The sequence below is a fragment of the Gordonia sp. ABKF26 genome (assembly GCF_041103195.1).
Classification (GTDB): Bacteria; Actinomycetota; Actinomycetes; order Mycobacteriales; family Mycobacteriaceae; genus Gordonia; species Gordonia terrae.
Genome location: NZ_JBGCVZ010000003.1, coordinates 746,642 through 770,662 on the forward strand (window position 1 = coordinate 746,642; position 24,021 = coordinate 770,662).

At 67.6% G+C, this 24,021-nt stretch carries 19 protein-coding genes; 13 read left to right on the forward strand and 6 right to left on the reverse strand.

Annotation, left to right across the window (positions count from 1 at the left end; genetic code table 11):
- Positions 1 to 44: 44 nt before the first annotated feature.
- Together AB4Z55_RS03940 and AB4Z55_RS03945 are read left to right on the forward strand one after the other, a co-directional pair.
- Positions 45 to 1,151, forward strand: coding sequence for an ABC transporter ATP-binding protein (locus AB4Z55_RS03940; RefSeq protein WP_064571702.1), 1,107 nt, complete (start codon positions 45 to 47; stop codon positions 1,149 to 1,151).
- A 62-nt stretch (positions 1,152 to 1,213) separates the two neighbouring features.
- Positions 1,214 to 1,996, forward strand: a complete 783-nt coding sequence (locus AB4Z55_RS03945; RefSeq protein WP_369519185.1) for a sulfite exporter TauE/SafE family protein — start codon at positions 1,214 to 1,216, stop codon at positions 1,994 to 1,996.
- A gap of 69 nt (positions 1,997 to 2,065) precedes the next feature.
- Here the strand turns inward: AB4Z55_RS03945 and AB4Z55_RS03950 are convergent, their stop codons facing one another.
- Both AB4Z55_RS03950 and AB4Z55_RS03955 read right to left on the reverse strand, forming a co-directional pair.
- Complete coding sequence (locus tag AB4Z55_RS03950; RefSeq protein WP_354562003.1) at positions 2,066 to 3,019, reverse strand: DUF808 domain-containing protein; 954 nt, start codon at positions 3,017 to 3,019, stop codon at positions 2,066 to 2,068.
- 132 nt (positions 3,020 to 3,151) lie between these two features.
- Positions 3,152 to 4,471 carry an MFS transporter gene (locus AB4Z55_RS03955; RefSeq protein WP_369519186.1) on the reverse strand — a complete coding sequence of 440 codons (1,320 nt, stop codon included), beginning with the start codon at positions 4,469 to 4,471 and terminating at the stop codon, positions 3,152 to 3,154.
- Positions 4,472 to 4,587: 116 nt separating this feature from the next.
- On the opposite strand from AB4Z55_RS03955, the gene AB4Z55_RS03960 reads away from it, so the two are divergent.
- The 4 genes from AB4Z55_RS03960 to AB4Z55_RS03975 all read left to right on the forward strand — a co-directional run bounded on the left by AB4Z55_RS03960 (position 4,588) and on the right by AB4Z55_RS03975 (position 9,445).
- Positions 4,588 to 6,264 carry an AMP-binding protein gene (locus tag AB4Z55_RS03960; RefSeq protein WP_354562000.1) on the forward strand — a complete coding sequence of 559 codons (1,677 nt, stop codon included), beginning with the start codon at positions 4,588 to 4,590 and terminating at the stop codon, positions 6,262 to 6,264.
- 64 nt (positions 6,265 to 6,328) lie between these two features.
- The gene (locus AB4Z55_RS03965; RefSeq protein WP_354561998.1) at positions 6,329 to 7,534 is read left to right on the forward strand and encodes an acyl-CoA dehydrogenase family protein; all 1,206 of its coding nucleotides are present in this window, start codon (positions 6,329 to 6,331) and stop codon (positions 7,532 to 7,534) included.
- An 8-nt stretch (positions 7,535 to 7,542) separates the two neighbouring features.
- Positions 7,543 to 8,619 carry an acyl-CoA dehydrogenase family protein gene (locus AB4Z55_RS03970; protein ID WP_369519187.1) on the forward strand — a complete coding sequence of 359 codons (1,077 nt, stop codon included), beginning with the start codon at positions 7,543 to 7,545 and terminating at the stop codon, positions 8,617 to 8,619.
- A 172-nt stretch (positions 8,620 to 8,791) separates the two neighbouring features.
- Positions 8,792 to 9,445, forward strand: coding sequence for a response regulator transcription factor (locus AB4Z55_RS03975; RefSeq protein ID WP_101819961.1), 654 nt, complete (start codon positions 8,792 to 8,794; stop codon positions 9,443 to 9,445).
- A 20-nt stretch (positions 9,446 to 9,465) separates the two neighbouring features.
- Here the strand turns inward: AB4Z55_RS03975 and AB4Z55_RS03980 are convergent, their stop codons facing one another.
- A complete protein-coding gene (locus AB4Z55_RS03980; RefSeq protein ID WP_354561995.1) occupies positions 9,466 to 9,843 on the reverse strand; it encodes a response regulator transcription factor in 378 nt (125 codons plus the stop codon).
- A gap of 115 nt (positions 9,844 to 9,958) precedes the next feature.
- Here AB4Z55_RS03980 and AB4Z55_RS03985 point away from each other — a divergent pair, with 115 nt between their 5' ends.
- From AB4Z55_RS03985 to AB4Z55_RS04015, 7 genes are all read left to right on the forward strand, one after another.
- Positions 9,959 to 11,746, forward strand: coding sequence for a GAF domain-containing protein (locus tag AB4Z55_RS03985; protein ID WP_369520976.1), 1,788 nt, complete (start codon positions 9,959 to 9,961; stop codon positions 11,744 to 11,746).
- Between the two features lie 116 nt (positions 11,747 to 11,862).
- Positions 11,863 to 12,684: an alpha/beta fold hydrolase gene (locus AB4Z55_RS03990; RefSeq protein WP_101820076.1), complete on the forward strand. Its 822-nt coding sequence runs from the start codon at positions 11,863 to 11,865 to the stop codon at positions 12,682 to 12,684.
- Between the two features lie 93 nt (positions 12,685 to 12,777).
- A complete protein-coding gene (locus AB4Z55_RS03995; RefSeq protein WP_101819964.1) occupies positions 12,778 to 13,140 on the forward strand; it encodes a UBP-type zinc finger domain-containing protein in 363 nt (120 codons plus the stop codon).
- Positions 13,141 to 13,207: 67 nt separating this feature from the next.
- The gene (locus AB4Z55_RS04000) at positions 13,208 to 13,741 is read left to right on the forward strand and encodes a cupin domain-containing protein (RefSeq protein ID WP_369519188.1); all 534 of its coding nucleotides are present in this window, start codon (positions 13,208 to 13,210) and stop codon (positions 13,739 to 13,741) included.
- Positions 13,719 to 14,420, forward strand: coding sequence for a cupin domain-containing protein (locus AB4Z55_RS04005; protein ID WP_369519189.1), 702 nt, complete (start codon positions 13,719 to 13,721; stop codon positions 14,418 to 14,420). The genes AB4Z55_RS04000 and AB4Z55_RS04005 overlap by 23 nt, the downstream gene beginning before the upstream one ends.
- A 492-nt stretch (positions 14,421 to 14,912) precedes the next feature.
- Positions 14,913 to 16,580, forward strand: a complete 1,668-nt coding sequence (locus AB4Z55_RS04010; RefSeq protein WP_369519190.1) for a DUF222 domain-containing protein — start codon at positions 14,913 to 14,915, stop codon at positions 16,578 to 16,580.
- A gap of 261 nt (positions 16,581 to 16,841) precedes the next feature.
- Positions 16,842 to 18,488: an acyl-CoA synthetase gene (locus AB4Z55_RS04015; RefSeq protein ID WP_369519191.1), complete on the forward strand. Its 1,647-nt coding sequence runs from the start codon at positions 16,842 to 16,844 to the stop codon at positions 18,486 to 18,488.
- Between the two features lie 55 nt (positions 18,489 to 18,543).
- On the opposite strand, the gene AB4Z55_RS04020 is transcribed toward AB4Z55_RS04015, so the two are convergent.
- From AB4Z55_RS04020 to AB4Z55_RS04030, 3 genes are all read right to left on the reverse strand, one after another.
- A complete protein-coding gene (locus tag AB4Z55_RS04020) occupies positions 18,544 to 21,036 on the reverse strand; it encodes a polynucleotide kinase-phosphatase (RefSeq protein ID WP_354561989.1) in 2,493 nt (830 codons plus the stop codon).
- Entirely contained in the window at positions 21,024 to 22,445 is a 1,422-nt protein-coding gene (locus AB4Z55_RS04025) for a 3' terminal RNA ribose 2'-O-methyltransferase Hen1 (protein WP_369519192.1), read from the reverse strand. The genes AB4Z55_RS04020 and AB4Z55_RS04025 overlap by 13 nt, the downstream gene beginning before the upstream one ends.
- A 192-nt stretch (positions 22,446 to 22,637) precedes the next feature.
- Entirely contained in the window at positions 22,638 to 23,933 is a 1,296-nt protein-coding gene (locus AB4Z55_RS04030) for a competence/damage-inducible protein A (RefSeq protein ID WP_369519193.1), read from the reverse strand.
- Between the last annotated feature and the right edge of the window lie 88 nt (positions 23,934 to 24,021).

Here is a 24,021-nt window from a genome sequence, read left to right on the forward strand (position 1 = left end):
TGACACGCACTCGCACAACACCTTTGTAGAAACCGGAGAACATCATGGCTTCCATCACCTACGACAAGGCCTGCTGCGTCTACCCCGGCGCGGACAAGCTCGCCGTCGACTCGCTGGACCTGGACATCGCCGACGGTGAGTTCGTGGTCCTCGTCGGGCCATCCGGGTCCGGAAAGTCGACGGCGCTGCGGATGCTCGCCGGTCTCGAGGAGATCGATTCCGGCCAGATCCGGATCGGCGGGGACAACATGGTCGGCGTCGCCCCGAAGGACCGGGACATCGCGATGGTCTTCCAGAACTACGCGCTGTACCCGAACAAGACCGTCGGCGAGAACATGGGCTTCGCGCTCAAGATGCGCGGTGTGCCGGCCGAGGAGCGCAAACAGAAGGTCGCCGAGGCGGCCCGATTGCTCGACCTGACCGACTTCCTGGATCGCAAGCCCGCCAAACTCTCTGGCGGACAACGGCAGCGCGTCGCCATGGGCCGCGCCATCGTTCGCGAACCCCAGGTCTTCTGCATGGACGAGCCGCTGTCGAACCTCGACGCCAAACTCCGTGTCCAGACCCGCACCCAGATCGCAGCCCTGCAGCGGCGCCTGGGCACCACGACGGTTTATGTCACACACGACCAGGTCGAGGCGATGACGATGGGCGACCGCGTTGCGGTGCTCAAGAACGGTGTCCTGCAGCAGTTCTCCACGCCGACGGAACTCTATGACCGACCGGTGAACTCGTTCGTGGCGGGGTTCATCGGATCTCCGGGCATGAACCTCTTCGTCGCACCGGTCGTCGACGGCGTGATCACCGTGTCGGGTGCTGCCGTGGACATCGACGCCGAAGCGCAGGCGGCCCTGCGTCGTTCCGGGCTCGACTCGGTCGTCGTGGGCATCCGTCCGGAGCACCTCACGCTGTCGGACAACGGCACCGGCCTCAACGCCGACGTCGCTCTCCTCGAGGAGCTCGGCAGCGAGAGCTACATCTACGCCAACCTCGCCGACGACTCGGTGCGCAACCTCGACGGCGACCCGATGGTGATGGTCGCGCGGTCGGCCGAGCGGGCACCCGCCAAGCGGGGCGAGGGCATCCGCCTGCGCCAGTCCGACAGCGCGGTGCACCTGTTCGACCCGTCCAGTGGGGACCGCCTCAACTGACAGAAGGCTCGAAACCACCCCGGTGAACCCGCCGAATCTCCCGGAGGGCACTCTCGGAGACTGTGTCCATCTGGGAACTGGCCGCCGTGCTCATCGCCGGCGTCGGGGCGGGAGCCATCAACGCCCTCGTCGGAAGCGGGACGCTCATCACGTTTCCGACGCTGGTCGCTTTCGGGGTCCCGCCGGTGACCGCGACCATGTCCAATGCGATCGGACTGGTGGCCGGCGGGGTGTCGGGTACGTGGGGTTATCGGCGCGAACTCGAGGGGCAGTGGACGCGTCTCCGCTGGCAGATGCCGGCGTCGTTCACCGGCGCGATCATCGGCTGCTGGCTCCTGCTCCACCTGCCCGAGACGGTGTTCGAGACGGTCGTCCCGGTCCTGCTCGTCGCCGCGCTGATTCTCGTCGTCGCGCAGCCCTACATCCAGAAATGGGTGGGTGGTCGCTCCACTCACGGCGGTGATCTCACACCCCCGCATCTCGGTCCCGTGCGGATCGCCGCGATGACCGTCGGGACATTCGCCGTCGGCGTCTACGGCGGGTACTTCACCGCTGCGCAGGGCATCCTCCTGATGGGCGTCCTCGGGGTGATCGTCCCCGATCACCTCCAACGGATGAACGCCGCGAAGAACCTGCTGAGCCTGGTCGTCAACGTTGTCGCCGCCGTCACGTACACGCTTGTGGCGTTCGACCGGATCGACTGGTGGGCGGCAGCGGCCATCGCGATCGGCTCGTTGGCCGGTGGCTTCCTGGGCGCCAGATACGGACGTCGGCTCTCACCCCGCGCGCTTCGCGGGGTGATCGTCGTCGTCGGACTGATAGGCCTCTGGCGCCTGCTCGCGTGATCAGGCGCCCAGTCAACGGAAACCGACGCCCAGTCGACGGACAACGACGCACGGTCGACGGGTGCGGGGTCAGTGCGCGGGGGCGGCGTTTTTCTTTCGACGCGGGATGACGTGCAGGATCGCCACGATCACCGCACCGACGACGAGGCCGACGACGGCGGACAACACGGTGCCCGCCGTCCACGAGAGGACGGAGCCGAACCCGCCGTGGACAAGTTCGCCGAACCAGTGCTCGACGTCGTGGAGGCGGTCCGCCGGCCAGTGGAAACCGGCTTCGCCGACGTTGACGATCAGGATGTGACCGCCCACCCAGAGCATCGCCGCGATGCCGACGACCGTCAGCGTCGACATGATCGTGGGCATGGCGCGGACGAGACCCCGACCGGTCTTCTGGAGCAGGGGTGACTCGCGCTGTGCCAGTGCCAGACCGACGTCGTCCATCTTCACGATGATCGCCACGACGCCGTAGACGAGCGCCGTGATCAGGACGGCGACGACCACGAGGACGGCCAGGCGTGTCCAGAAGGGTTCGGACTCGACCGACGACAGCGAGATGACCATGATCTCCGCGGACAGGATCAGATCGGTGCGGATCGCGCCGCTGACCATCGTCTTCTCGAACTCGGGCCCGGCTTCACCGGCGGTCTGTTCCTCGGCGTGGTGGCCGCCGCCGATGGCCTCCCATACCTTCTCGGCGCCCTCGAAGCACAGGAAGAGGCCGCCGGCGATCAGCAGGTAGGGAAGGGCGCCGGGGAGGAACTGACTCAGGATCATCGCGACCGGCAGGATGATGAGCAGCTTGTTGCGGATCGATCCGATGGCGATCTTCCGCACGATCGGAAGCTCCCGGTCGGGGGTGAAACCGTGGACGTAACGGGGCGTGACGGCGGTGTCGTCGACCACCACGCCCGCCGCCTTGACGCTGGCCTTGCCGGCCGCCGCACCGATGTCGTCCAGGGACGCCGCGGCGGCCCGGGTGAGGGTCACGATGTCGTCGAGCAAGGCGACGAGACCACTGGCCACGGGGACCTCCGGGGTTCGAGGGGATCGAGTTCTCGAACAGTATGCCCACACGGACGCGGACCACACGCTTGGTGGCGGCCCGCGTCCGTTTCGTCGGATTCGACCCTCGGGTACCGGATGGCGCCGTTCGGGTCAGGAACGGGCGGGGGCAGCCACTGCGTCGTCGGTGGCGTCGGTGGCGTCCCCGAGGGCCCGTGCCTTCCGCCGGATCGTCATCAGTGTCAGCAGTCCGATCGCGCTGGCGCCGATGAGGAAGTAGGCGGGCGCGAGTGAGTTGCCCGTGCGGTCGATCAGCCACGTGGCGATGTACGCGGCGGTGCCGCCGGCCAGGACCGTCGAGAGGTTGAAGCCGAGCGCCACGCCGGTCAGACGGACCTTCGTGTCGAACAACGACGGGAACAACGGTGCGGTGGCGACCTGGATCAGCGGGGTGCACAGCGCGAACACCGCGAAGGCGAGGGCCGCGACCGCGAGGCCGTGTCCGGTCATCAGGGCCATTGCGGGGTAGGCGAGAGTGGCCGCGGTAAGCAGGCCGGCGATGAGGACGGGTCGACTTCCGAAGCGGTCCACCAGGAGTCCCGCGATCGGCATGCATGCGGCGACGAACACGATGACACCGGCCGCGGTCCAGGTGACTGCCGTCTGGCTGTAACCGCCCTCACGGACGAGATGGATGCCGATGTAGGTGAGCACCATGTACCCGGTCGCGTTCTGCGCGATACCGAGACCGAGGACCTGCAGGACCTGGATCGGCTGGCTGCGCAACAGTTCTCGCAGCGGTGCCTTCGGGAGTTCGCGACGCTCGGCGGTCTTGGTGAACTCCGGCGAGTCCTCGATGCGGGTCCGCAACCAGAGGCAGAGCAGCAACAGCGGGAGTCCGGCGACGAACGGGACTCGCCAGCCCCAGCTGTCCATCTGTGCGTCGGAGGTCAGTGCCGAGGTCGTCGCCACGACGATCGCGGCGAGCGCGAAGCCGCTGTTCGATCCCAGCGCGACGATCGACCCGCCCAGGCCGCGGCGCTTCGGTCCGACGACCTCGTAGACATAGGTGAGCGCACCACCGAGCTCGCCGCCCGCGGAGAAGCCCTGCAGCAGCCGGGCGACGACCAGCAGGATCGGCGCGAGGACCCCGACCGCGGCGTACGTCGGCAGCAGGGCCATCAGCGTGGTGCCCACCCCCATCAGGATGACCGACACCAGCAGCGCGCGTTTGCGGCCGAAGCGGTCGCCGAGGCGGCCGAAGAAGATGCCGCCGATCGGCCGCATGAGGTACGCCGACGCGAACACCGCGAGGCTCGACAGCAGGGACGCGGTCGGGTCGTCGCTCGGGAAGAACAGCGGGCTGACCACCACCGCGAGGTATGCGTACACCGTCAGGTCGTAGTACTCGACCACCGTTCCGACGCCGGCGGCGATCACCGCACGCCGGCTCCGTTGATCCTGGGTTGCCATGGGGTCTCTTTCTGAGGGAAGGGCGCTGGGAGCACTAATATGTACATATTTAGTGAGACGTGGGTTACTGTAGAACGCGACACGAGCAATCGGCAAGAGTTCCCAGAGGAAACACCATGCGTCCCACGCACTCTCCACATCCCGACCTCGCCGAGCAGTTCCGGGCGGCGGGCCACTGGCGGGACAAGACCGTCGACCACTTCGTCGAGCGCGCCGCCGCGCTGTATCCGGACGTCGTCGCGATCATCGACGGTGACCGGCGACTGACATTTGCCGACGTCGAGCGCGAGTCCCTGCGCCTCGCCGCCGCGCTGTACGACCGCGGCGTCCGACCGGGGGACGTGGTGTCCTTCCAGCTCCCGAACTCCGCCGACGCGGTCGTCGTCTTCCATGCGATCCACCGGGTTCGCGGTGTCGCGAACCCGATCGTGCCGATCTATCGCGAGCGTGAAGTCGGTTTCATTCTGGGCCAGGCACGAACCAAGGCCGCCTTCGTTCCCGGAACGCACCGGGGCTTCGATCACGAGGCCATGTATGCCTCTCTGCGGCAGCAACTTCCGGAACTCGAGCTGGTGGTGACGACCGGACGCGCGACCTCGGACGCCGGGGCTGTCGACCTCATGTCGCTGATCGATTCCGCGACGCCGGAGATGATCGAGACCGTGCGCGCGCTGCCCCGCGCCGATCCCGACGACGTCTGCCTGCTGCTGTACACGTCGGGAACGACCGCGGACCCGAAGGGGGCGTTGCACAGTCACAACACGCTGGTCTTCGAGAACAGCTCGATGATCGAGACGTTCGGGCTCAACGAGCGCGACGTCGTGTTCAACCCGTCACCGGTGACGCACGTGACCGGGGTGAACTGTGCCCTGACCCTGCCGTTCCTGCTCGGTGCGCCGGTGGTGCTGCAGGACGTGTGGGACCCCGAAGTCGCGTTGACCAGGGTGCTCGAGAACAACGCGAGTTTCATGATCTTCGCGACGCCGTTCCTGCGGGGCCTGCTCGAGGCCGCCACCGTGCGGGGCGTCCGGACCCCGTCGGTGCGGTACATCATCTGCGGGGGCGCCGACATCCCGGACTCGCTGGTGACCCGGGCGACCGAGGTGCTCGGCACCGTCACGCGGATGTACGGGGCCACGGAGGGACCCTCGGTGACGTCGGCGAACAGATCGGATGATCCGTACCTGCGGACCGGCACGGATGGACGCGTGCTGGCCCCGACCGAGGTCATCGTGTCCGACGGAGCCGGGGGCAGCGCTGCGACCGGCGTCGTCGGGGAGGTGTTCTGGCGCGGACCCGACACCTGTCTCGGATACCTCGACGCCTCGCTGAACGAGGAGGCCTTCACCGCCGACGGATTCTTCCGCAGCGGGGATCTCGCCTACTTCGACGCCCAGGGCGGCATCCACATCGCCGGCCGGATCAAGGACATCATCAACCGGTCCGGCGAGAAGATCAGCACGCATGATGTCGAGAACGAATTGAGCGAACACCCCGCCGTCACCGAGATCGCGGTCGTCGCCGGGCCGGATGCCCGGACCGGAGAGCGTGGGTGCGCCTTCGTCGTCACCCGGGACGCCGTCGATCTCACGCTCGAGGAGGTACGGGAGTTCCTCTCCGCGAGAGGAATCGCGATGCAGAAGGTCCCGGAGAGCATCTTCGTCGTCGATTCCCTGCCGAAGACGGCGAGCGGGAAGATCCAGAAATTCGCCCTCCGCGACTGGACGCGCGACCGCGCGATCACACCGCCACAGATGCAGGCTGTGACCATCTCCGCTGCACACGAGAGATGAGAAGCGCTGCGTCAGAGCAACTCCGAGTACGACCGCCAGATCGAGCAGGACAGGGACAACGAGAATGACGACCACGATGCCGGGCGCGATCACGCTCGACGACTACGAAGCCCAGGCACGGGCCTGGCTCGACGCGGAACTCCCGGCGCGGGCTGCACAGGAGCACGAACCGAACTACGCCATCTTCCACAACCGGACCCACGACGAGGAACGCGCGCTGATCGACGCGGCTCGGGCCTGGCAGGCACGACGCGTGGACGCGGGCTTCGGCGCGATCACCTGGGGTCCGGACTGGGGCGGCCCGGGCCTGACAGCGGGTCATGAACGCGTCTATGTGAATCTCGAACGCGGGTACCAGACGCCCGAACGCCATGAGAATGTCTTGGTGACAGTGGAATTGGTCGCGCCGACCCTGCACGCGCTGGGCACCGAGGAGCAGCGGCAACGGTTCGTCCGCCCGTTCCTGCGCGCGGACGAGCTGTGCTGCCAGCTGTTCTCCGAACCCGGAGCGGGTTCGGACCTCGCCGGGTTGTCGACGAAAGCGGTGCGTACCGGGGACACCTGGCGGATCGACGGCCAGAAGGTGTGGAGCTCCGGCGCGCAATTCTCGGAGTGGGGTCTGCTCATCGCCCGGTCCGACCGGTCGGTGCCGAAACACAAGGGCATGACCGCATTCATGGTGCCGATGGACACGCCCGGCGTCGAGATCCGGCCGATCCGGCAGATGTCCGGCGGATCGACGTTCAACGAGGTCTTCCTGTCCGATGTCGAGCTGCCGGATTCCCTGCGGGTCGGTGCCGAGGGCGACGGATGGAAGGTCGCGCTCACCACGCTCGGTTTCGAACGGAACTCCAGCGCCGGAATCGTCAGTGCCGGTGGCAACAGCGTCGATCTCGCTCGTCTCGTCGACCGTCTCGGGCTGTCCGACGACCCGCTTGTCCGGCAGCGCCTCGGGGACGCCGCGATCTACGAACGGGCAGCGGCACTGATGGTGGCGCGCTACGCCGAACGTGAGCGCGCCGGTGCCGTCCCGGGAGTCGAGGGTTCCATCGGGAAACTCGTGTGGACGCAGAACCTGAAGCGCGTCGGCGACGCGGCAGCATCGTTTCTCGGCGACCGGATCATCGCCGACACCGGTGAGTCCGACACCTTCGCATGGTCGGAGCATCTCCTCGGCGCACCCGGTTACCGCATCGCGGGCGGCTCGGACGAGATCCAACGGAACATCATCGGCGAACGCGGCCTCGGACTGCCGCGCGAACCCCGCTAGGAGTACACATGCCCATCGAACTCACCGTGGAGCAGCGCGATCTACAGGCTGCCCTCACCGATGCGTGGTCGGATCACGCTCCCGCACAGGATCTCTGGTCGTCGATTCGGGAGCTCGGCCTGACCGAGATCCCGTTCCCCGAGGACCTGGGCGGGGCTGGATACGGGTTGAAGGACGCGTCGGTCGTGATGACCGCCCACGGTCGCCGTCTCGGTTCCTCGCCCTATCTCTCGTCGGTGATCATGGCCGGCCTCACCCTGCTCCACGCCGCCGACGACGAGGGCCGGCGAGCACACCTGCCGGCCATCGTGACCGGTGAGCGTCGTGCGGCGCTCGTCTGCGGTTCCGCGGTCGTGTCCTCGTCGATCGACGCCGAACTCTCCGAGCGGGGCACGCTCCTCCTGAACGGTCGTCAGGACGTCGTCCTCGACGCCGCGTCGGCCGACGTGCTGGTGGTCGTGGCGCACAGCGCATCGGGGGTGGAGCTGGGTGTCGTGGAGGGCGGCGCTGCCGGAGTCCGCCGCGATGTGCGCGAAAGCCTGGATCTGACACGGGAGTTCGCCTGCGTCGAGTTCGCGGGCGCGGAAGCGGCCCGGGTGTCGGGTCCGCAGCTCGCGAAACGCCTGGGCCGGGCGCGCTCGCTGATGATGATCGCGCTGGCCGCCGAGCAGGTGGGGATCGCCCGCCAGTGCCTCGAGATGACGGTCGACTACGCGAAGACGCGGCAACAGTTCGGCCGGACCATCGGGTCGTTCCAGGCGCTCAAGCATCGCCTCGTCGACATGCTGGTGGCCACCGAGTTGGCCGAGGCGGCGATGCTCGACGTCGCGGACGCCGACCGTTTCGACGATGCCGATCTGGCCGAGCGGGCCGCGTCGGCGCGGGTGCTCGCCGGGCGCGCCGCGATGTTCGCCGCCGAGGAGGCCATCCAGATCCACGGCGGCATCGGGTTCACGTGGGAGCACCCGCTGCATCATCACTTCCGGCGGGCCAAGACCGATCAGTTGCTGTTCCAGGACCACGCAGTGCACGTCGACACCGTCGCGCACGCGATGCTCGGACGGGCTCGCGCGACGTCGGTGTGATGGTCGGCGGAGCGCGGCCACCGATGCGGGGCGTTGGATAGAGTACGGCCAGTGCGCCGGCTCGGGTGCTGCGCGTCGTGTGGGGAGGTTTGCACAATGAGATCGGTTCGTCGGTGCCCGCTGAACTCCGGTCCCGCGCGCGGGACCGGTTACGAGAGCGCGTCATTCTGAGATGACGCTGCGTGTTGCGCTCGCAGACGACGACGTGCTGCTGAGGGAGGGTGTGGCGAGTCTGCTGACGACCGCGGGGATGGAGGTCGTCGGGCAGGCCGGCGACGCCGACGAACTCCTGGCGGTCGTCACCGATCGCCGGCCCGACCTCGCGGTGGTCGACATCCGGATGCCCCCAGGGCACACCGCCGAGGGGCTCGACGCCGCTTTGCGGATACGTCGTGAGTATCCCGAGATCGGCATCCTGTTGCTGTCCGCCCATGTCGATGTCGAGCACGCTCTGGAACTCCTGGAGGGCGGCAGGGGAATCGGCTACCTGTTGAAGAGCCGCGTCACCGATGTCAACGATTTCGTCGACACCGTGCAGCGGATCGCCAACGGGGCGTCGGTGATGGATCCGGCACTGGTTCACGAGCTCGTCGCGGCGCGGCGCCGGGACGACCCGCTCGAGGTGCTGAGTGCGCGCGAGCGCGAGGTGCTGACGCTGATGGCCGAGGGTCTGTCGAACGCGGGGATCGGGCGCCGGTTGTGGATCACCGAGGGCACCGTGGAGAAGCATGTCCGCAGCATCCTGACCAAGCTGGACCTGTCGGAGACGCCGGACGATCATCGCCGGGTGCGAGCCGTCATCGTGTTCCTCGACGCCACCACCTGACGGGGCTGCGTCCGCCTGGATCAGCTCGTCTCGGCGAGTGCGGCGCGGACGCGATCCGCGGAGAGCGCGAACTTCGGCACGAAGCCGACGGCCGAGCTGGCGTCGATCATGTCGGCGAACTCGTCTTCGTCATGGGTGGAGACGAGCACCACCGCGGGCGGTGACCCGCTCATCGCGGCGTGCAGTGCCTCGGCCACGTCGAAGCCGCTCTCGCCGCCGAGATCGATGTCGACGAGCGCGACGTCGGGATGGGCCGATGCGGTCTCGTGCAGTGCCTCGGCGAGGGTCGAGGCGGTTCCGACCACCGTGATCCCGCCGGCTTCGAGCATCCCGCGGGCTGAGGTGCGGAAGGCGGCGCTGTCATCGACGATGAGGCAGCGCAAGCGTGGGGGTTCCATACTGTCGAGCGTGTCAGACATCGATGGGCGGGTCATTCCCGCTAGCCGGAACATCGAGCGCGCCCCGCTGTGGGAGCGCATCGCCGCGGTCGTGCTCCGTCCCACGTCGCCGCCGTTGAAGTGGGGTGTGATCACGGCCGCGGTGTTGATCGCGGGCGAGGCGCTGGTGGTGCACTGGCTCAAGCAGTTCTCCCCGGAGAACGCATTCGGCGCAGTCTTCTTGTTCGGCGTCCTGGTCGTCTCGGCCGGCTGGGGCTTCTGGCTGGCGCTGGCGACATCGGTGGCCAGTGCTGCCGCCTACGTGTGGTTCCACGCGCTCGAGGGCAGCGGCAGTGTCGCTCCCGCGGTCGCGGTGTTCTCCGTCCTCGCGCTGCTCACCAATCTGCTGGTGGGCCAGTCGCGGCTCCGGGCGTTGGAGTCCGACCAACGTCGCCGGGAAGCCGACCTCTCGGCCTCGCTCGCCCGCACGGTACTGCGTGCGGCGGACCCGTCGGAGGCGCTGACCGCAGCGAGCGCGCGCCTGTCCGAGGTGCTCGAGTTGCCGACGCCAGGAGCGATACTCGGCGAGCCCGACGTCGAGTGCGGAGAACACCTGGAGTGCATCGTGCTGCTCGATGACGAACGACCGGTCGGCTCGCTGCTCGTCTCCGCAGAGGTCAGCGATGCCGATCGACGCCGCATCCGTCGGATGGTGCCCAACCTCGAATCACTGCTCGCCGCTGCCCGTGACCGCGAGGTCCTGTACAACCAGACCATCTCGATGGCCCGCAGGCAGGCGGCGTTGCGCCGCGTGGCCACCTTGGTGGCCCGACGTGCCGAACCGAGCGAGGTGTTCCACGCCGTCACCGACGAGTTGGCCGACGAACTGGGCGTCGAACACGTCACCCTGGTGCACTTCACCGGCGAGGACGAGTGCGAGGTCCTGGCCGCGCGCGATGACGAGACTGCGGCAGGGCCCGACGGACTCGTTGTGGGCGAACGCATCCCGCTCGGTGGTAGGAACATCTCGACCATGGTCTTCGAGACCGGCGAGGTGGCGGCACTGGACTATTCGCGGGCGACCGGACCCATCGGGGACCGCCTCAGACGTCGGGGTATCAGCTCGGGGATCGGGGTGCCGATCACCGTCGACGACAAGCCCTGGGGTGCGGTCATCGTCGGTGTGACCCACCGGTCGGCTCCGCCGGATCTGCGTCTGCGACTGTCCGATTTCGCCGATCTGGTGGCCAGAGCGGTCTACAACAGCGAATCGCGCGCCGCGCTGAACCGTTCGCGCGCACGTGTCATCGCCGCGGCCGACCAGGCGCGCCGCGCCATCGAGCGAGATCTGCACGACGGAGCCCAGCAGCGCATCGTGTCCCTCGGCATGGACCTGCGAGCGGTGCAGGCCACCATCCCGAACGAGCAGTCGGATCTCCGGGACAAGCTCGACACGGCGGTGGACTCGCTGTCGCAGATCCACACCGATCTGCAGGAACTGTCCCGCGGTATCCACCCGGCGATCCTGTCTCGCGGCGGTCTCGCGCCGGCTCTGAAAACGCTGGCCCGCCGGTCACCGGTACCGGTGTCGCTACAGATCTCGGTGAGCGGGCGATTGTCCGAACCGGTCGAGGTCACGGCCTATTACGTGGTGGCCGAATCGTTGACGAACACCGCCAAGTACGCCCAGGCGTCCGGCGTGAACATCGCCGCACGCGTCGACGACGACGTGCTGGTTCTGTCGGTCGCCGACGACGGGGTCGGAGGGGCGTTGCCGGACAGGGGTTCTGGACTCATCGGACTCCGTGACCGGGTCGAGGCGGTCGAGGGCGCCTTCAGCGTCGACAGCCCGGCCGGCGTCGGCACCACCGTGCGTGCGGAGATACCGCTGACCGGAGCGGCGACCGCGTCCACTACCGGCTAGCCGGTAGTGGACCCACCGGTCAGCGTCCAGGTGAAATGGTGGTCAGCATCGACGACAACGTCGCCGGTACGGACGAGTCTTGTGGTCAGACAACAGTCACCGACCAGGAGGACACCATGCCGTACATCACCACCACCGATGGCACCGAGATCTACTACACCGAGCAGGGCACGGGCCGGCCCGTGCTCCTCAGCCACGGCTGGCCGCTGTCCTCGGATGCCTGGCAGGTCGAGCTGAAGCTGCTCGCCGATGCCGGCTACCGGGCGATCGCGCACGACCGCCGGGGGCACGGCCGTTCGTCGAAGACCGGCTCCGGCAACGACATGGACACCTACGCCAAGGACCTCGCCGAACTCGTCGAAGCCCTCGACCTGCACGACCTGGTCCTGATCGGCCACTCGACAGGCGGCGGGGAGGTCGTCCGGTACGCGGCGAAGTACGGCAAGGGCCGCGTGGCCAAGATCATCACCGCCGGAGCGGTTCCGCCGCTGATGGTGCAGACCCCCGACAACCCGGAGGGCACGCCGATCGAGGTCTTCGACGGCATCCGCAAGGGCGTGCTCACCGACCGGTCGCAGTTCTACCAGGATCTCGCCGAGACCTTCTACGGGGCGAACCGTGACGGCGCGCAGGTGTCTCAGGGTGCGAAAGACGACTTCTGGCGCCAGGGCATGCTCGTCAACCTCTCCGCGGCCTATGACTGCGTCAAGGCCTTCTCGGAAACGGATCAGACCGAGGACCTCAAGGCCCTCGACGTCCCGATCCTGATCGCTCAGGGTGACGACGATCAGATCGTGCCGATCGTGGCTGCCGCGGACAAGGCGATCAAGCTGGTGAGCAACGGCACGCTCAAGGTGTACGCCGGTGCCCCGCACGGCATCTACGGCGACTACCAGCAGGCTCTCGACGCCGACATCCTCGCGTTCATCGCTGAGTGACCCACGCTCCGGACCGGCGGGGTCCCCCTCACCCCGCCGGTCCGGTTTCCGCGCAACCCAGCCGACCGCGGTGCCTACGAACGGACTCTCCCGATGACGATCGACAAATCCATCAACACGTCCATGCCGCCGAGCGGCCCCGGATGCGCCGACTGCGAAGCCTCGGGATCGTGGTGGTTTCACCTACGACGCTGTGCCGAGTGCGGTCACGTCGGCTGCTGCGACGAATCGCTGAACCGCCACGCCAGCGGTCACGCCGCACACACCGGGCACGCGATCATCCAGAGCTACGAACCCGGCGAGGACTGGTTCTACGACTTCGCCACCGAGGAGATGTTCACCGGTCCGACACTGGCCGCGCCGACCGCACACCCCCGCGACCAAACCGTGCCCGGCCCACGCGCACGGGTTCCCGGCGACTGGATCGCTCAGCTCAATCAGGCCAACTCCGGTTGAGTTCTCGACCGCAGCATATCCGGCAACCACCTCGGCACACTTCGGCCACGAACAACGGGAGCACACCATGGACACGCCAGAGACCGCCATCGGCCACGAAACCCCCACCGTGGGCAACCCCGATCTGCCGCCGGAAGGCAGGATCAACACCGTCGGACATCCGCGCAGCGTGGAGATGCGGGGGCCTCGCAACCCGGCGATCGACAGTCAGTTCCCCAACCAGATCGATCCGCCCGCAACCGATGTCAGCACGCAACCGTTCTTCTGGTCGTCGTTTAACATCTCCTCGCGCCGCATCCAGGCCGGCGGTTGGGCGCGCGAGCTGACCAAGCAGGACTTCGCGATCTCCGACGAGATCGCAGGGGTCAACATGTACCTCGAGCCCGGCGGCATCCGTGAGCTGCACTGGCATCAGACCGCGGAGTGGGCGGTGATGACGCGTGGCAGGTGCCGGGTGACCACCATCAGTCGGTCCGGCCGGCCCAGCGTCGAAGACGTCGAAGAAGGCGATCTCTGGTTCTTCCCGGCCGGCACCCCGCACTCCCTGCAGGGGCTGGGTCCCGACGGCGCCCGAGTTCGTGCTGGCCTTCGACGACGGTGACCAGTCCGAGAGCAACACGTTGCTGCTGACCGAATGGTTCGCCCACACCCCACCCGAGGTGCTGGCCAAGAACTTCGGTGTGGCACAAGAGGTTTTCGCCGACATCCCGCTGCACAACCTGTGGATCTTCCCGGGTGAGGAACCCGGTGAGCTGGCCGCCGACCAAGACGCGGCCGGCGTCGAGTGGGGTGCCGACGAGCCGGTGATCTTCCGGTTGTCGCGCTCCAAGCCGCTGATCGAGAACAGCGGCGGCAGCATCCAGATCGCCGACAGCACCAACTTCCCGCTGTCGAGTACCGTCGCGGCCGCACTGGTCACCGTCGAACCGGGTTCGATGCGGGAGCTGCATTGGCATCCCAACGCCGACGAATGGCAGTACTACCTTCGCGGCTCGGCACGAATGACGGTGTTCAACAATGGCCCCCACGCCAACACCACGGATTTCCGGCCCGGCGACGTCGGCGTCGTCCGCCGGAATTACGGCCACTACGTCGAGAACACCGGCGACGACGTGCTGCAGTTCCTCGAGGTGTTCCGGGCCGACAAGTACGAGGAAGTCTCCCTCGCCCAGTGGCTCAGCCATGTTCCGCCCAAGCTGCTCTCCCAGCACCTCAACATCGACGAAGCCGCCCTGGCCACCTTCCCCCAAGGCACACAGGGCATCACACCGTTGCGGTAGGTCCACGCACTCGACGGCGGGCGTCACCTGGCGGTCTGCTGCAGCAGCGTGCTCATGGCCTCGCCAGACAATACGATCGTCGACGTCGCACTTCCGTCGATAACCGGTGACCCCAGCGCCTCGTTGTCCATGCTGAATGGACTGTGGGCGCCGACCTCTTGGTGCCGCCCTGCCCGCCCGGCTGCCGGTTGACCCGGCCCCACTCCGTTGCTTGAGCCGGCACCGAGCGAAGCGAGGCGCCGAGTCGAAACCACCTGGCGACCAGAACATTCCGGAGCAACCACGGCACCGTCGAGCGCGGGGTTTCGCCGGAAGACGTCAGCCCAGTCCGGCGCCGTCAGCGAATCCATGTGCACCGCATCTCGTCTGCGACGGACTGATGTTGCTGTGGACAACCATCCGAAATTGTCGGTGGCCGGGTTTAGATTGGTGGGTATCAGATCACTCTGCTCGGGGCGGGTGACGAAACAGGCGTCGGGGGGCGTTGTGAGGGTGTGGACCGATCTGCCGGGCGAGTATCTTGCCGGGGTCGATCCTGCCCGCGCCGGTGAGACCGACATGGTCGTGCTGATGGGCGGCCTCGACGCCACCCGGCGAGGCGAGTCCTATCTCGCCTGGCATCGATATCAGACGATCGCAGTGATGGCCGACCGTCTGGTCACCACCAGCGCATCGGGGTTTGTGATGGACGGCCACGCCGACTGCGCGGCCCGTATCACCCGCCAGGCCGGGGTGTCGCGGCGGCAAGCCGAGATCTTGATCGATGAGGCGATTGCGTTGCGGGACCGGCTGCCCGGGGTCGCTGAGACGTTGCGGGACGGGACTCTGGCGCAGTGGCAGATCCGGTTGATCATCTCCCGCACCGAGTTGATCCCGGCCGACGACCCGATCACCCCCGCCCTGGATGCCGAGATCGCCGCCACGCTGCGTCGTCGCACCGGTGTGTGGGATCGGGCCCGCCTACGCGACATGGTCGACCGCCTCGTCTTCCGCCACGACCCCGATGCGGTACGCCAACGCCGCAAAGACGCGATGGACCAACGTGGCGTGTGGACCCACGAACTACCCGACGGCACCGCCGAACTCACCGCGGTGATGTCGGCGGAGAATGTGCGGATCTCCGCGAAAGCCGTTGGCATTCTCGCTGATGCGGTGTGCAAAGCGGATCGCCGCAAGCGCGGGCATCGCCGGTCTGATGCGGTGTTCGCGCTGTTGACCCGGACCAGCTTCGAGTGTCAGTGCGACAGCCCAGAGGAATGCAGCGCACAGATACCCGACCTGCAAGATGTGCTCGACGCGGTCCGCGCTGAAGTGGTGATTCATGTGGTGACCGATGCCGCGACCCTGGCCGGGGCGCCGGGGGTGGGATTCCTCGACGAGCACGGCATCATCTCCGATGAGCATGTCCGCGACCTCGCCGCCCGCTCTGATGCCACTCTCGCCCCGGTCACGCCTGCCCGGACCCAACCCACCTATGTCGCCGAATCCGTCGGCGACGACGCTGAGCGGCAGACCGCGCAGCGCCCGGCGCCGGCTCAGCAGACTCGCGCAGATGGCGACGAACATTCCACCGCGACGAAGCCTGACAGCGCGACCGATGCCGCCACCGCAAGCGTGGCAGTGGTATATCCGGCGACCCATCCCGGTAACGGGTATCGGCCCACCACCGCGTGTGCCGATTTCGTGCGGGTTCGGGATGGGTATTGCACCGAACCCGGTTGTACCCGTTCGGCATTCGCGTGTGATCTGGACCATGTTGCCGAGTACGACCACACCCACCCTGACCGGGGTGGGTCGACGTCGAGTGAGAATCTCAACGCGAAATGCCGCGCTTGGCACCTGCTGAAAACCCACCGTGACTGGGTCGATGAGCAGTACCGCGACCGCGAGGGTCGCCTGATCACCGAGTACACCACCCCGGAAGGGGTGACCTTGTACGGAGATGCCGAAACCCTCGAGGACAGCTTCCCGAACCTGCGGCGTATCCGGTTCGAGCAAGCTGCTCAGGCACCACCCACACCCCGTGTGATCGCCCCGGCCGACAACCCGGAACGCACCCACAGCCGACTCGACGCCAAACTGGCCCGCCGGCGACACGAACGCGCCCGCAACAAACAAGCCCGCGAAGAACTCGACCGGTTGGACCCACCTCCCTACTGACCCGAGACGGTGCGGTGCTCCAATCTGATGACGCGGGTTGTCAGACTTGGTAGCCTGACGCCACGAGTTCGCCGCTCGGCCGACCCCGCATCGGGGCGGCGAACGGCGGCCTGAGTACGTGATGTTGCGAACGGTGCAGTGCCCGAATTGATTCGGGTGAAACGGACATCGGCCAGCCGGGCCGGCAATATCCTGCATCTGTATTGCGACCGGTGGCGAAGAAGGCGACAACGCGGCCCAGCCGCGAAAGGTGGGGTGGACATGGTCTCGGTGACCGGTGCAGTCGGCACGGTGGTCGAATCGGCGCAGGACGCGTTCGGCGCGTTCAAGGTCCTCAGGCGGGCGGGTCTGGTGGATCCGACGCGACCCAAGGAACTGTTGACGACGGTCAAGCGTGCCAAGATCATCGGCCCGTGCGCGGCAGCAGTGGCGCACGGGGCCGACGAGTATCCCGAGGCCGGAGCGGTCGCCGACGAACACGGCCAGCTCACCTTCGGTGAACTGAACGCACACGCCAACGCGCTCGCGAACCACCTGCTGTCGTCGGGGATCAAGCCCGGAGCGGTCATCGGTGTCATCGCGCGTGACCATCGCGGACTGCTGACCACCATGAGCGCCGCGGGCAAGGCCGGGTTCCGCCTCGCCATGATGAACACCGGCTTCGGCAAGACCCAGTTCGCCGAGGTCGCCGAACGCGAGAAGATCGTCGCGATGCTCTACGACGAGGAGTTCACCGACCTCGCCGACTCCCTGCCCGCCGACACCCTGCGCATCGCCACCTGGATCGACGGCAACCGCCCGATCGGCGACGGCGTCCGGACCCTCGACGACATCGTCGACAGCGGGGACTCCTCCACCCCGCCCGAGCCTGCCGAGTGGGGCGGTCTCGTCATCCTCACCAGCGGTACCACCGGCCTGCCCAAGGGTGCCCAGCGGTCGAAGATGTCGCCATTCGCCAGTGCCCTGCTCCTGGACCGCATTCCGATTCCGCAACGCAGCGCCATGGTGATCGTCTCGCCGATCTTCCACTCGACCGGTTTCGCGCTGTGGGGCGTCGGGACCGCATTGGGCAACAAGACCGTGGTGATGCGCCGGTTCGACGCGGAGAAGACCCTCGCCGCGATCGCCGAGCACAAGGCCGAGGTGCTGGTCGCGGTCCCGACCATGCTGCACCGCATGGTCGCACTCGGACCCGACGTCATCGGCAAGTACGACGTGTCGTCGCTGAAGATCATCGTGCTCGCGGGTTCCGCACTGTCGCCGACACTTTCGGAAGCAGTGCAGGACACCTTCGGCGACGTGCTCTACAACCTGTACGGCTCGACCGAGGTGGCGATCGCGACGGTCGCGCAACCGAAGGAGCTCCGCCTGGCGCCGGGCACGGTGGGTCGCGCGCCGGTCACCAGCCGGTTGGCGCTCTTCGACGACGACGGCAAGCGGATCTCCGGAACCAACGTGCGCGGAAGGTTGTTCGTGCGCAACGGTGCCCCGTTCGAGGGGTACACCGACGGACGCAACAAGGAGATCATCGACGGTTACATGTCCACCGGCGACATGGCCCGGTTCGACGAGCACGGACTCCTCCACATCGACGGCCGCGACGATGACATGATCGTGTCCGGCGGCGAGAACGTCTACCCGCTCGAGGTCGAGAACCTCCTCGGCCGCCATCCCGACATCGACGATGTCGCGGTCATCGGTGTCGACGACGACGAGTACGGAAAACGCCTGCGCGCCTTTATCGTCGTCGCCGAACACGCCAACCCGACGCCCGAGGACATCAAGGCCCACGTCAAGGGTCACCTGGCCCGGTACAAGGTGCCGCGCGACATCGTCTTCACCGACGAGCTGCCGCGCAACCCCACCGGCAAGCTGGTCCGCCGTCACCTACCCACCGGGCCGCTCTGACCCTTCGTGACGCTCGCAAGCTCGCTCCTCAGGGAGCGGAGGGGCGAGCACGGGGTCAGAGCCGCGGGTCGACGGCCTCCGACTCCATTGCGAGGACGCCGAACACGCACTGGTGGACGCGCCACACGGGCTCTCCGGCCGCTGCTCGGCGGAGTGCTTCGAGCCCCAGCGCGTACTCGCGCAGCGCCATCGACCGTTTCAGGCGGAGGTTGCGGTTCTTGAGACGGGACAGTGTCGACGGATCGGTGTAGTCGGGACCGTAGATGATCCGCAGGTACTCGCGCCCGCGGACCTTCAGCCCCGGCTGTACGAGGCCCTTGGGTCCGCGCACGAGATTGCCGAGCGGCTTGACGACCATGCCCTCGCCGCCGCTCTCGGTGAGGTCCTCCCACCAGGTCACGCCGGCCGCGCGAGACGACTCCGCAGTGGTCTCCACGACGAGGCGACGGGTGGTCCGGAAGAGTTCCGGGTCCGCCGCGATCAGGCGGTCGGCGATGCCGAGGTGCCACTGGTGGTCTCGGGTCTCATACGTCGCGGCATCCCCGGCGAGGACCTGGAAGGGCGCCACCTGCACACCCAACGGTGAGGCGATCGGTTGAACGTGGTGGCGATAGGAGTCGACGAAGAGGCCGGCGTTCACGGCGCGCATCCGGGTCCTCGCGAGTAGATCGCCGACGTCCGCGCCTCGCGCCTCCGCAGCCGTCAGTACGTCGATCGTGGCCGGCAACGCGGACGTCGCCGCGGCGCCGACCCTGGCGTACTGACCACGAATCATCGCCTCGGCCTTCGCAGTCCACGGCAGTACCTCGGCGTCGACGAGGAGGTGGGCGGTGTCGAGCTCCGCCCACAAACCGGCGGCGGCGACGGCCTCGGCGATCCGCGACAGCACTGCCGTCTGCCGTTGATCGGCGAAGAAGGCGCGTCCGGTTCGCGAATGAACGGAGCCGGACCCATCGCGCGCCACCCGGATGACAGCGCGGGACCCCATGTGCTTCTCCTCGCAGATGACCCGAGCGACCGAGTGCTTTGCGTAGTGGTCGAACGCCTGATCCGGGTGCTCCAGGAATCCGTCGCGCGACGAACTGTCCACCGGCGACATCGTCGGCGGCAGGTACAGCAGCTCCGCCGGTGGGATCGCGAACCTGCTCATCACTTCCAGTGCGCCCGCGGCGGTCTCGTCGCGCACGGAGACGCGGCCCAGGTGGTGGGTGTCTATGACGCGATGCCCGAGGACGTCGCTCAGTGCCAGCACCTCCGGGCGGCGCGACGGCGGGGCCAGGGGGCGAACGGGCTGGTAGTACGTCGACCGTGCGGGTACCGACACGACCTCTCGCTCGGGGTATCGCAGGGCCGTGAGCTTTCCCCCGAAAACGCACCCCGTGTCCAAGCACATCGTGTTGTTGATCCACTGGGTATCCGGCACCGGCGTGTGCCCGTACAAGACCGTTGCCGCACCGCGATATTCGTCGGCCCACGGGTAACGGATGGACAGGCCGAACTCGTCGGTCTCGCCGCTGGTGTCGCCGTACAAGGCGAACGCCCGCACCCGGCCGGACGCCCGGCCGTGGTACTTCTCCGCGAGTCCTGCATGTGCGACGACGAGTCTGCCGTCGTCGAGCACGTAATGGGCGACGAGGCCGTCGCAGAACCGGCGCACCTCGGCGACGAATGCATCGTCCTCGCCCGCGAGCTGGTCCAAGGTCTCCTGGAGGCCGTGGGTGGCCTTGACGTTCCCACGACCCAGTGCTCGAACGAGTTTCGCCTCATGGTTTCCCGACACGCACAGGGCGTTTCCGCCGGCGACCATACCCATCACCAGTCGAAGAGTGCCCACCGAGTCCGGGCCGCGATCGACCAGATCGCCGACGAACACTGCTCGGCGGCCATCCGGATGCACGGCGTCCACTGCGCGTCCGTCGTCGCGACGGATCGCGTATCCCAGTCGTTCGAGCAGGACTTCCAGCTCGTCGCGACACCCGTGCACGTCGCCGATCACGTCGAATGGACCGTGTTCGTGCCGCCGGTCGTTGAACAGACGCGTCCGTACGATCGACGCCGACGCGACGGCCTCTGGGGAGTCCAGGACGTGGATCGTGCGGAAACCCTCACGCTTCAGATTGCGCAGCGACCGCCGTAGCTGGTCGTGCTGACGCTTGACGACGTGGGCGCCGAAGTCCCGATCCGGTCGAGAAGCGTTGCGCTCCAGCGTGAGCGCGACAGGAAGGTCGAGGACGATCGCCACCGGGAGCACATCGTGATCCTTGGCCAATGCCAGCAGCGACCGGCGTGCCGATGCCTGCACGTTGGTGGCGTCGACGACGGTCAGCCGGCCGCGATCGAGGCGCTTGCCCGCGATGTACTCGAGCAAGCCGAACGCATCTGGCGTCGCTGCCTGATCATTCGGGTCATCCGAGATCATCGCCCGGCACTCGTCACTCGACACGACTTCGGTCGGACGGAAGTGGGTGGCCGCGAAGACGGACTTGCCGGAACCACTCGTTCCGACCAGGACGACCAGGGACAGTTCCGGAATGCTCAGTTCGGCCATGCTGTTCCCCCCGTCGTCGTCAGTTCGGTGAACACGGCCATCTGCGTCGGCGACCCGAGCTCCTCATCGCACTCGCCGACGGACCGGAGATCGACGGCGTACCCGTAGGATTCACCCACCGAGCGGGCCCAGGTCCCGAACTCTTCTCGGGTCCACTCGAAACGGTGGTCGGGGTGTCGGAAGCCGCCGGCGACCAGCGCCGGATACCGCACGTTGTACTCGCTGTTGGGTGTCGTGACGACCACCCGACGAGATCGCATGGTCCCGAAGACGTTGTCGACGACCGCCGGGAGCCGGGGCGGGTCGATGTGTTCGATGACCTCCATGAGAATCGCCAGATCAAGACCTGCGAGTCGGTCGTCCTCATACTGCAGCGACGACAGCAGCAAGGTGAGGCGCTCGGACTGACGCTCGGTCATCCGGTCGACATGCAGGCGCCTAGCCGCCTTCGACAGGGACGAGTCGGACACGTCTGTGCCGATCACCTTTGTCACGCCGCGCAACTCGAGCAACGCACCGAGCAGTGCTCCCGGACCACACCCGAGGTCGACGATCGTCGTCGGCCGGAACTCTCGCACGACGTCGAGGACCGCATCGTGGCGCAACCGCACCAACGGGCGCGAGACGTCGGGTTCGGCGTCCTCCGCAGCTTCCTCGACCGGCCGGTCGTCCAACTCGACGAGCCGTTGCGTGGCAGCATCTTTCAGCCCTCGCTGGTGGACCAGGTAGCGATGGGTGATCAATTCGCGCTCCGGGTGGCCGGCAAGCCATCCCGCTCCGGCGCGGACGAGTTTGTCCACCTCGTCGTCGCCGACCCAGTAGTGTTTGGCGTCGTCGAGCACCGGCAGCAAGACGTAGAGGTGATTCAGTGCGTCGGCCAGGCGAAGGGAACCGACGAGGGTCAGCGACACGAGCGGTGCATCACCCCAGTCGGGCCTGGTGGAGTCCAACTCGATGGCCTCGGCCGTGACGCTCCACCCCATGGGTTCGAACAGCCGGCACAACAGGTCGGGATCGCCCGGGACCACCGGAAGGGCAATCGTCAGATCCAGCGCCGCGCCCGCGAGCTCGTCCCGGTTCGCGCAGCGCCCGTACAGCGCCGACCGGAAGACCTTTCCCAGCGCCACGGCAAGCAACGACGATGCGACATACGGCCGGTCGTTGACGTACTGGCCCAACGCGAATCCGTCACGCGCGCCGGACCGTCCCCGCACCAGCGCGACCGGATCGACCTCGATGACCATCGCGGCCGTGCACCGATCGGCGTCGACCTCGGGGTAGAAGACGTGAGCTGTGCCCCCGTACACCTCGAACGGCTGCACCTTCGCCGGATGCTTGTGCAGCAGAAAGCCCAGATCGCTCGGTGTGTCGAGGGTCGACGAACGTTCGGCGGAGATGGTCAACAGCATCAGGACAGTGTGACCGACCGCCGTTCGCCGGGAAACAGGTTTCTCGCCTCGGAACCCTTCGAGGCTCGTCGCTATCGCTCCTCGCACCTCAGGGAGCGGAGGGTGTCGTCGCTATCGCTCCTCGCACCTCAGGGAGCGGAGGGTGTCGTCGCTATCGCTCCTCGCACCTCAGGGAGCGGAGGGGTGTCGTCGCTATCGCTCCTCTAAAGCAGTGGGGGTGGCGGCGAGTGAACGCACTACGAGATGCAGTGCGGCGGTGGTGGTCAGGGACCGGACACGCTCACGGTCGCCGGGAAACCTGCGGGTGACGGTGACCGTGGGCCTGTCGCGGAGGGCCACGCCGAAGCACACGGTCCCGACCGGCTTCGTCTCGGTCCCCCCGCCGGGACCGGCCACGCCGGTGGTCGACACCGCGACGTCGGTGCCGAACCGGGTGAGCGCGCCCTCGGCCATCGCGGCGGCGACCTCGACGCTGACGGCTCCGTGCGTGGCGATGAGCTCGGCCGGGACATCGAGCAGATCCGACTTGGCGTCGTTGGAGTACGAGACGACACCGCCCATCACGTAGGCCGACGAGCCGGGCCGGTCGGTCAACCGGGCCGCGACGAGTCCGCCGGTGCACGACTCGGCGGTCGAGATCAACCTTCCGCCCAGCGCGGTGACCAACTGATCGTCGATCGTGGAACCGTCGGTCGAGAAGATCTGTCGCCCATGATGTTCGACGAGGAGTTCGAGTAGGGCGTCATAGACCGGCGCGTCCGCGGCGGCGAACCGGGTGACCATGTCGAGCTCGCCGCGCCGCAGGCAAGTGGTGATCTCGAGTCGATCGAAGTCGGGGACAGCGGTCTCGGCAGACCGGAGCGTCTCGGCGAGTTCGGCTTCGAGGAGGCCGTAGGCGCGGATGGTGGCCTGCCGGAGGTCGTCGGCCCGGGACAGGACGTCGGCCACGGCTGCGGTGGAGATCGCGGTCGGCCACATCGCCTGGAGTTCGCCGGGTGGGCCGGGCAGGACGACGATCGTCGGCACACCGGCGGCAGCGGGGATCACGACACCCGGCGCGGTGCCGGTCGGTGGCACCGGGGCCGCACCGACCGGCACGAGCGCCTGCTTGCGGATCCCTGTCCGCGTCGGGCCGGAGTCGACATCGAACCCGACCCCACGCCAGCGCTGGATGATCGCGGCGATGTGCTCCTCGAGTGCGGGATCGAGGAGCAACTCGCGGCCGCAGAACTCCGCGACGGTTGCGACCGTCAGGTCGTCGGCGGTGGGACCGAGCCCGCCGCTGGTGACGATGAGATCCACCTGCTGCTCGGCGAGGAAGCGAAGCTGGGCGGTGAGGTCGCCGGGTCGGTCGCCGCAGATCGTGATGTGGGCGACGTCCACCCCGAGTTCGAGGAGTTCCTCGGACAGCCAGGGACCGTTCTGGTCGGTGATCCGACCGGTCAGGACCTCGGTTCCGGTGACCACGATGCCTGCGCGCACACTCACGGCATCGAGCCTAGTGGTGTGTCCGCCACCGACGCAGAACGCGCCCTCGGGGAGAGGACGCGTTCCACGGTGTCGGCTGACGTGAGGA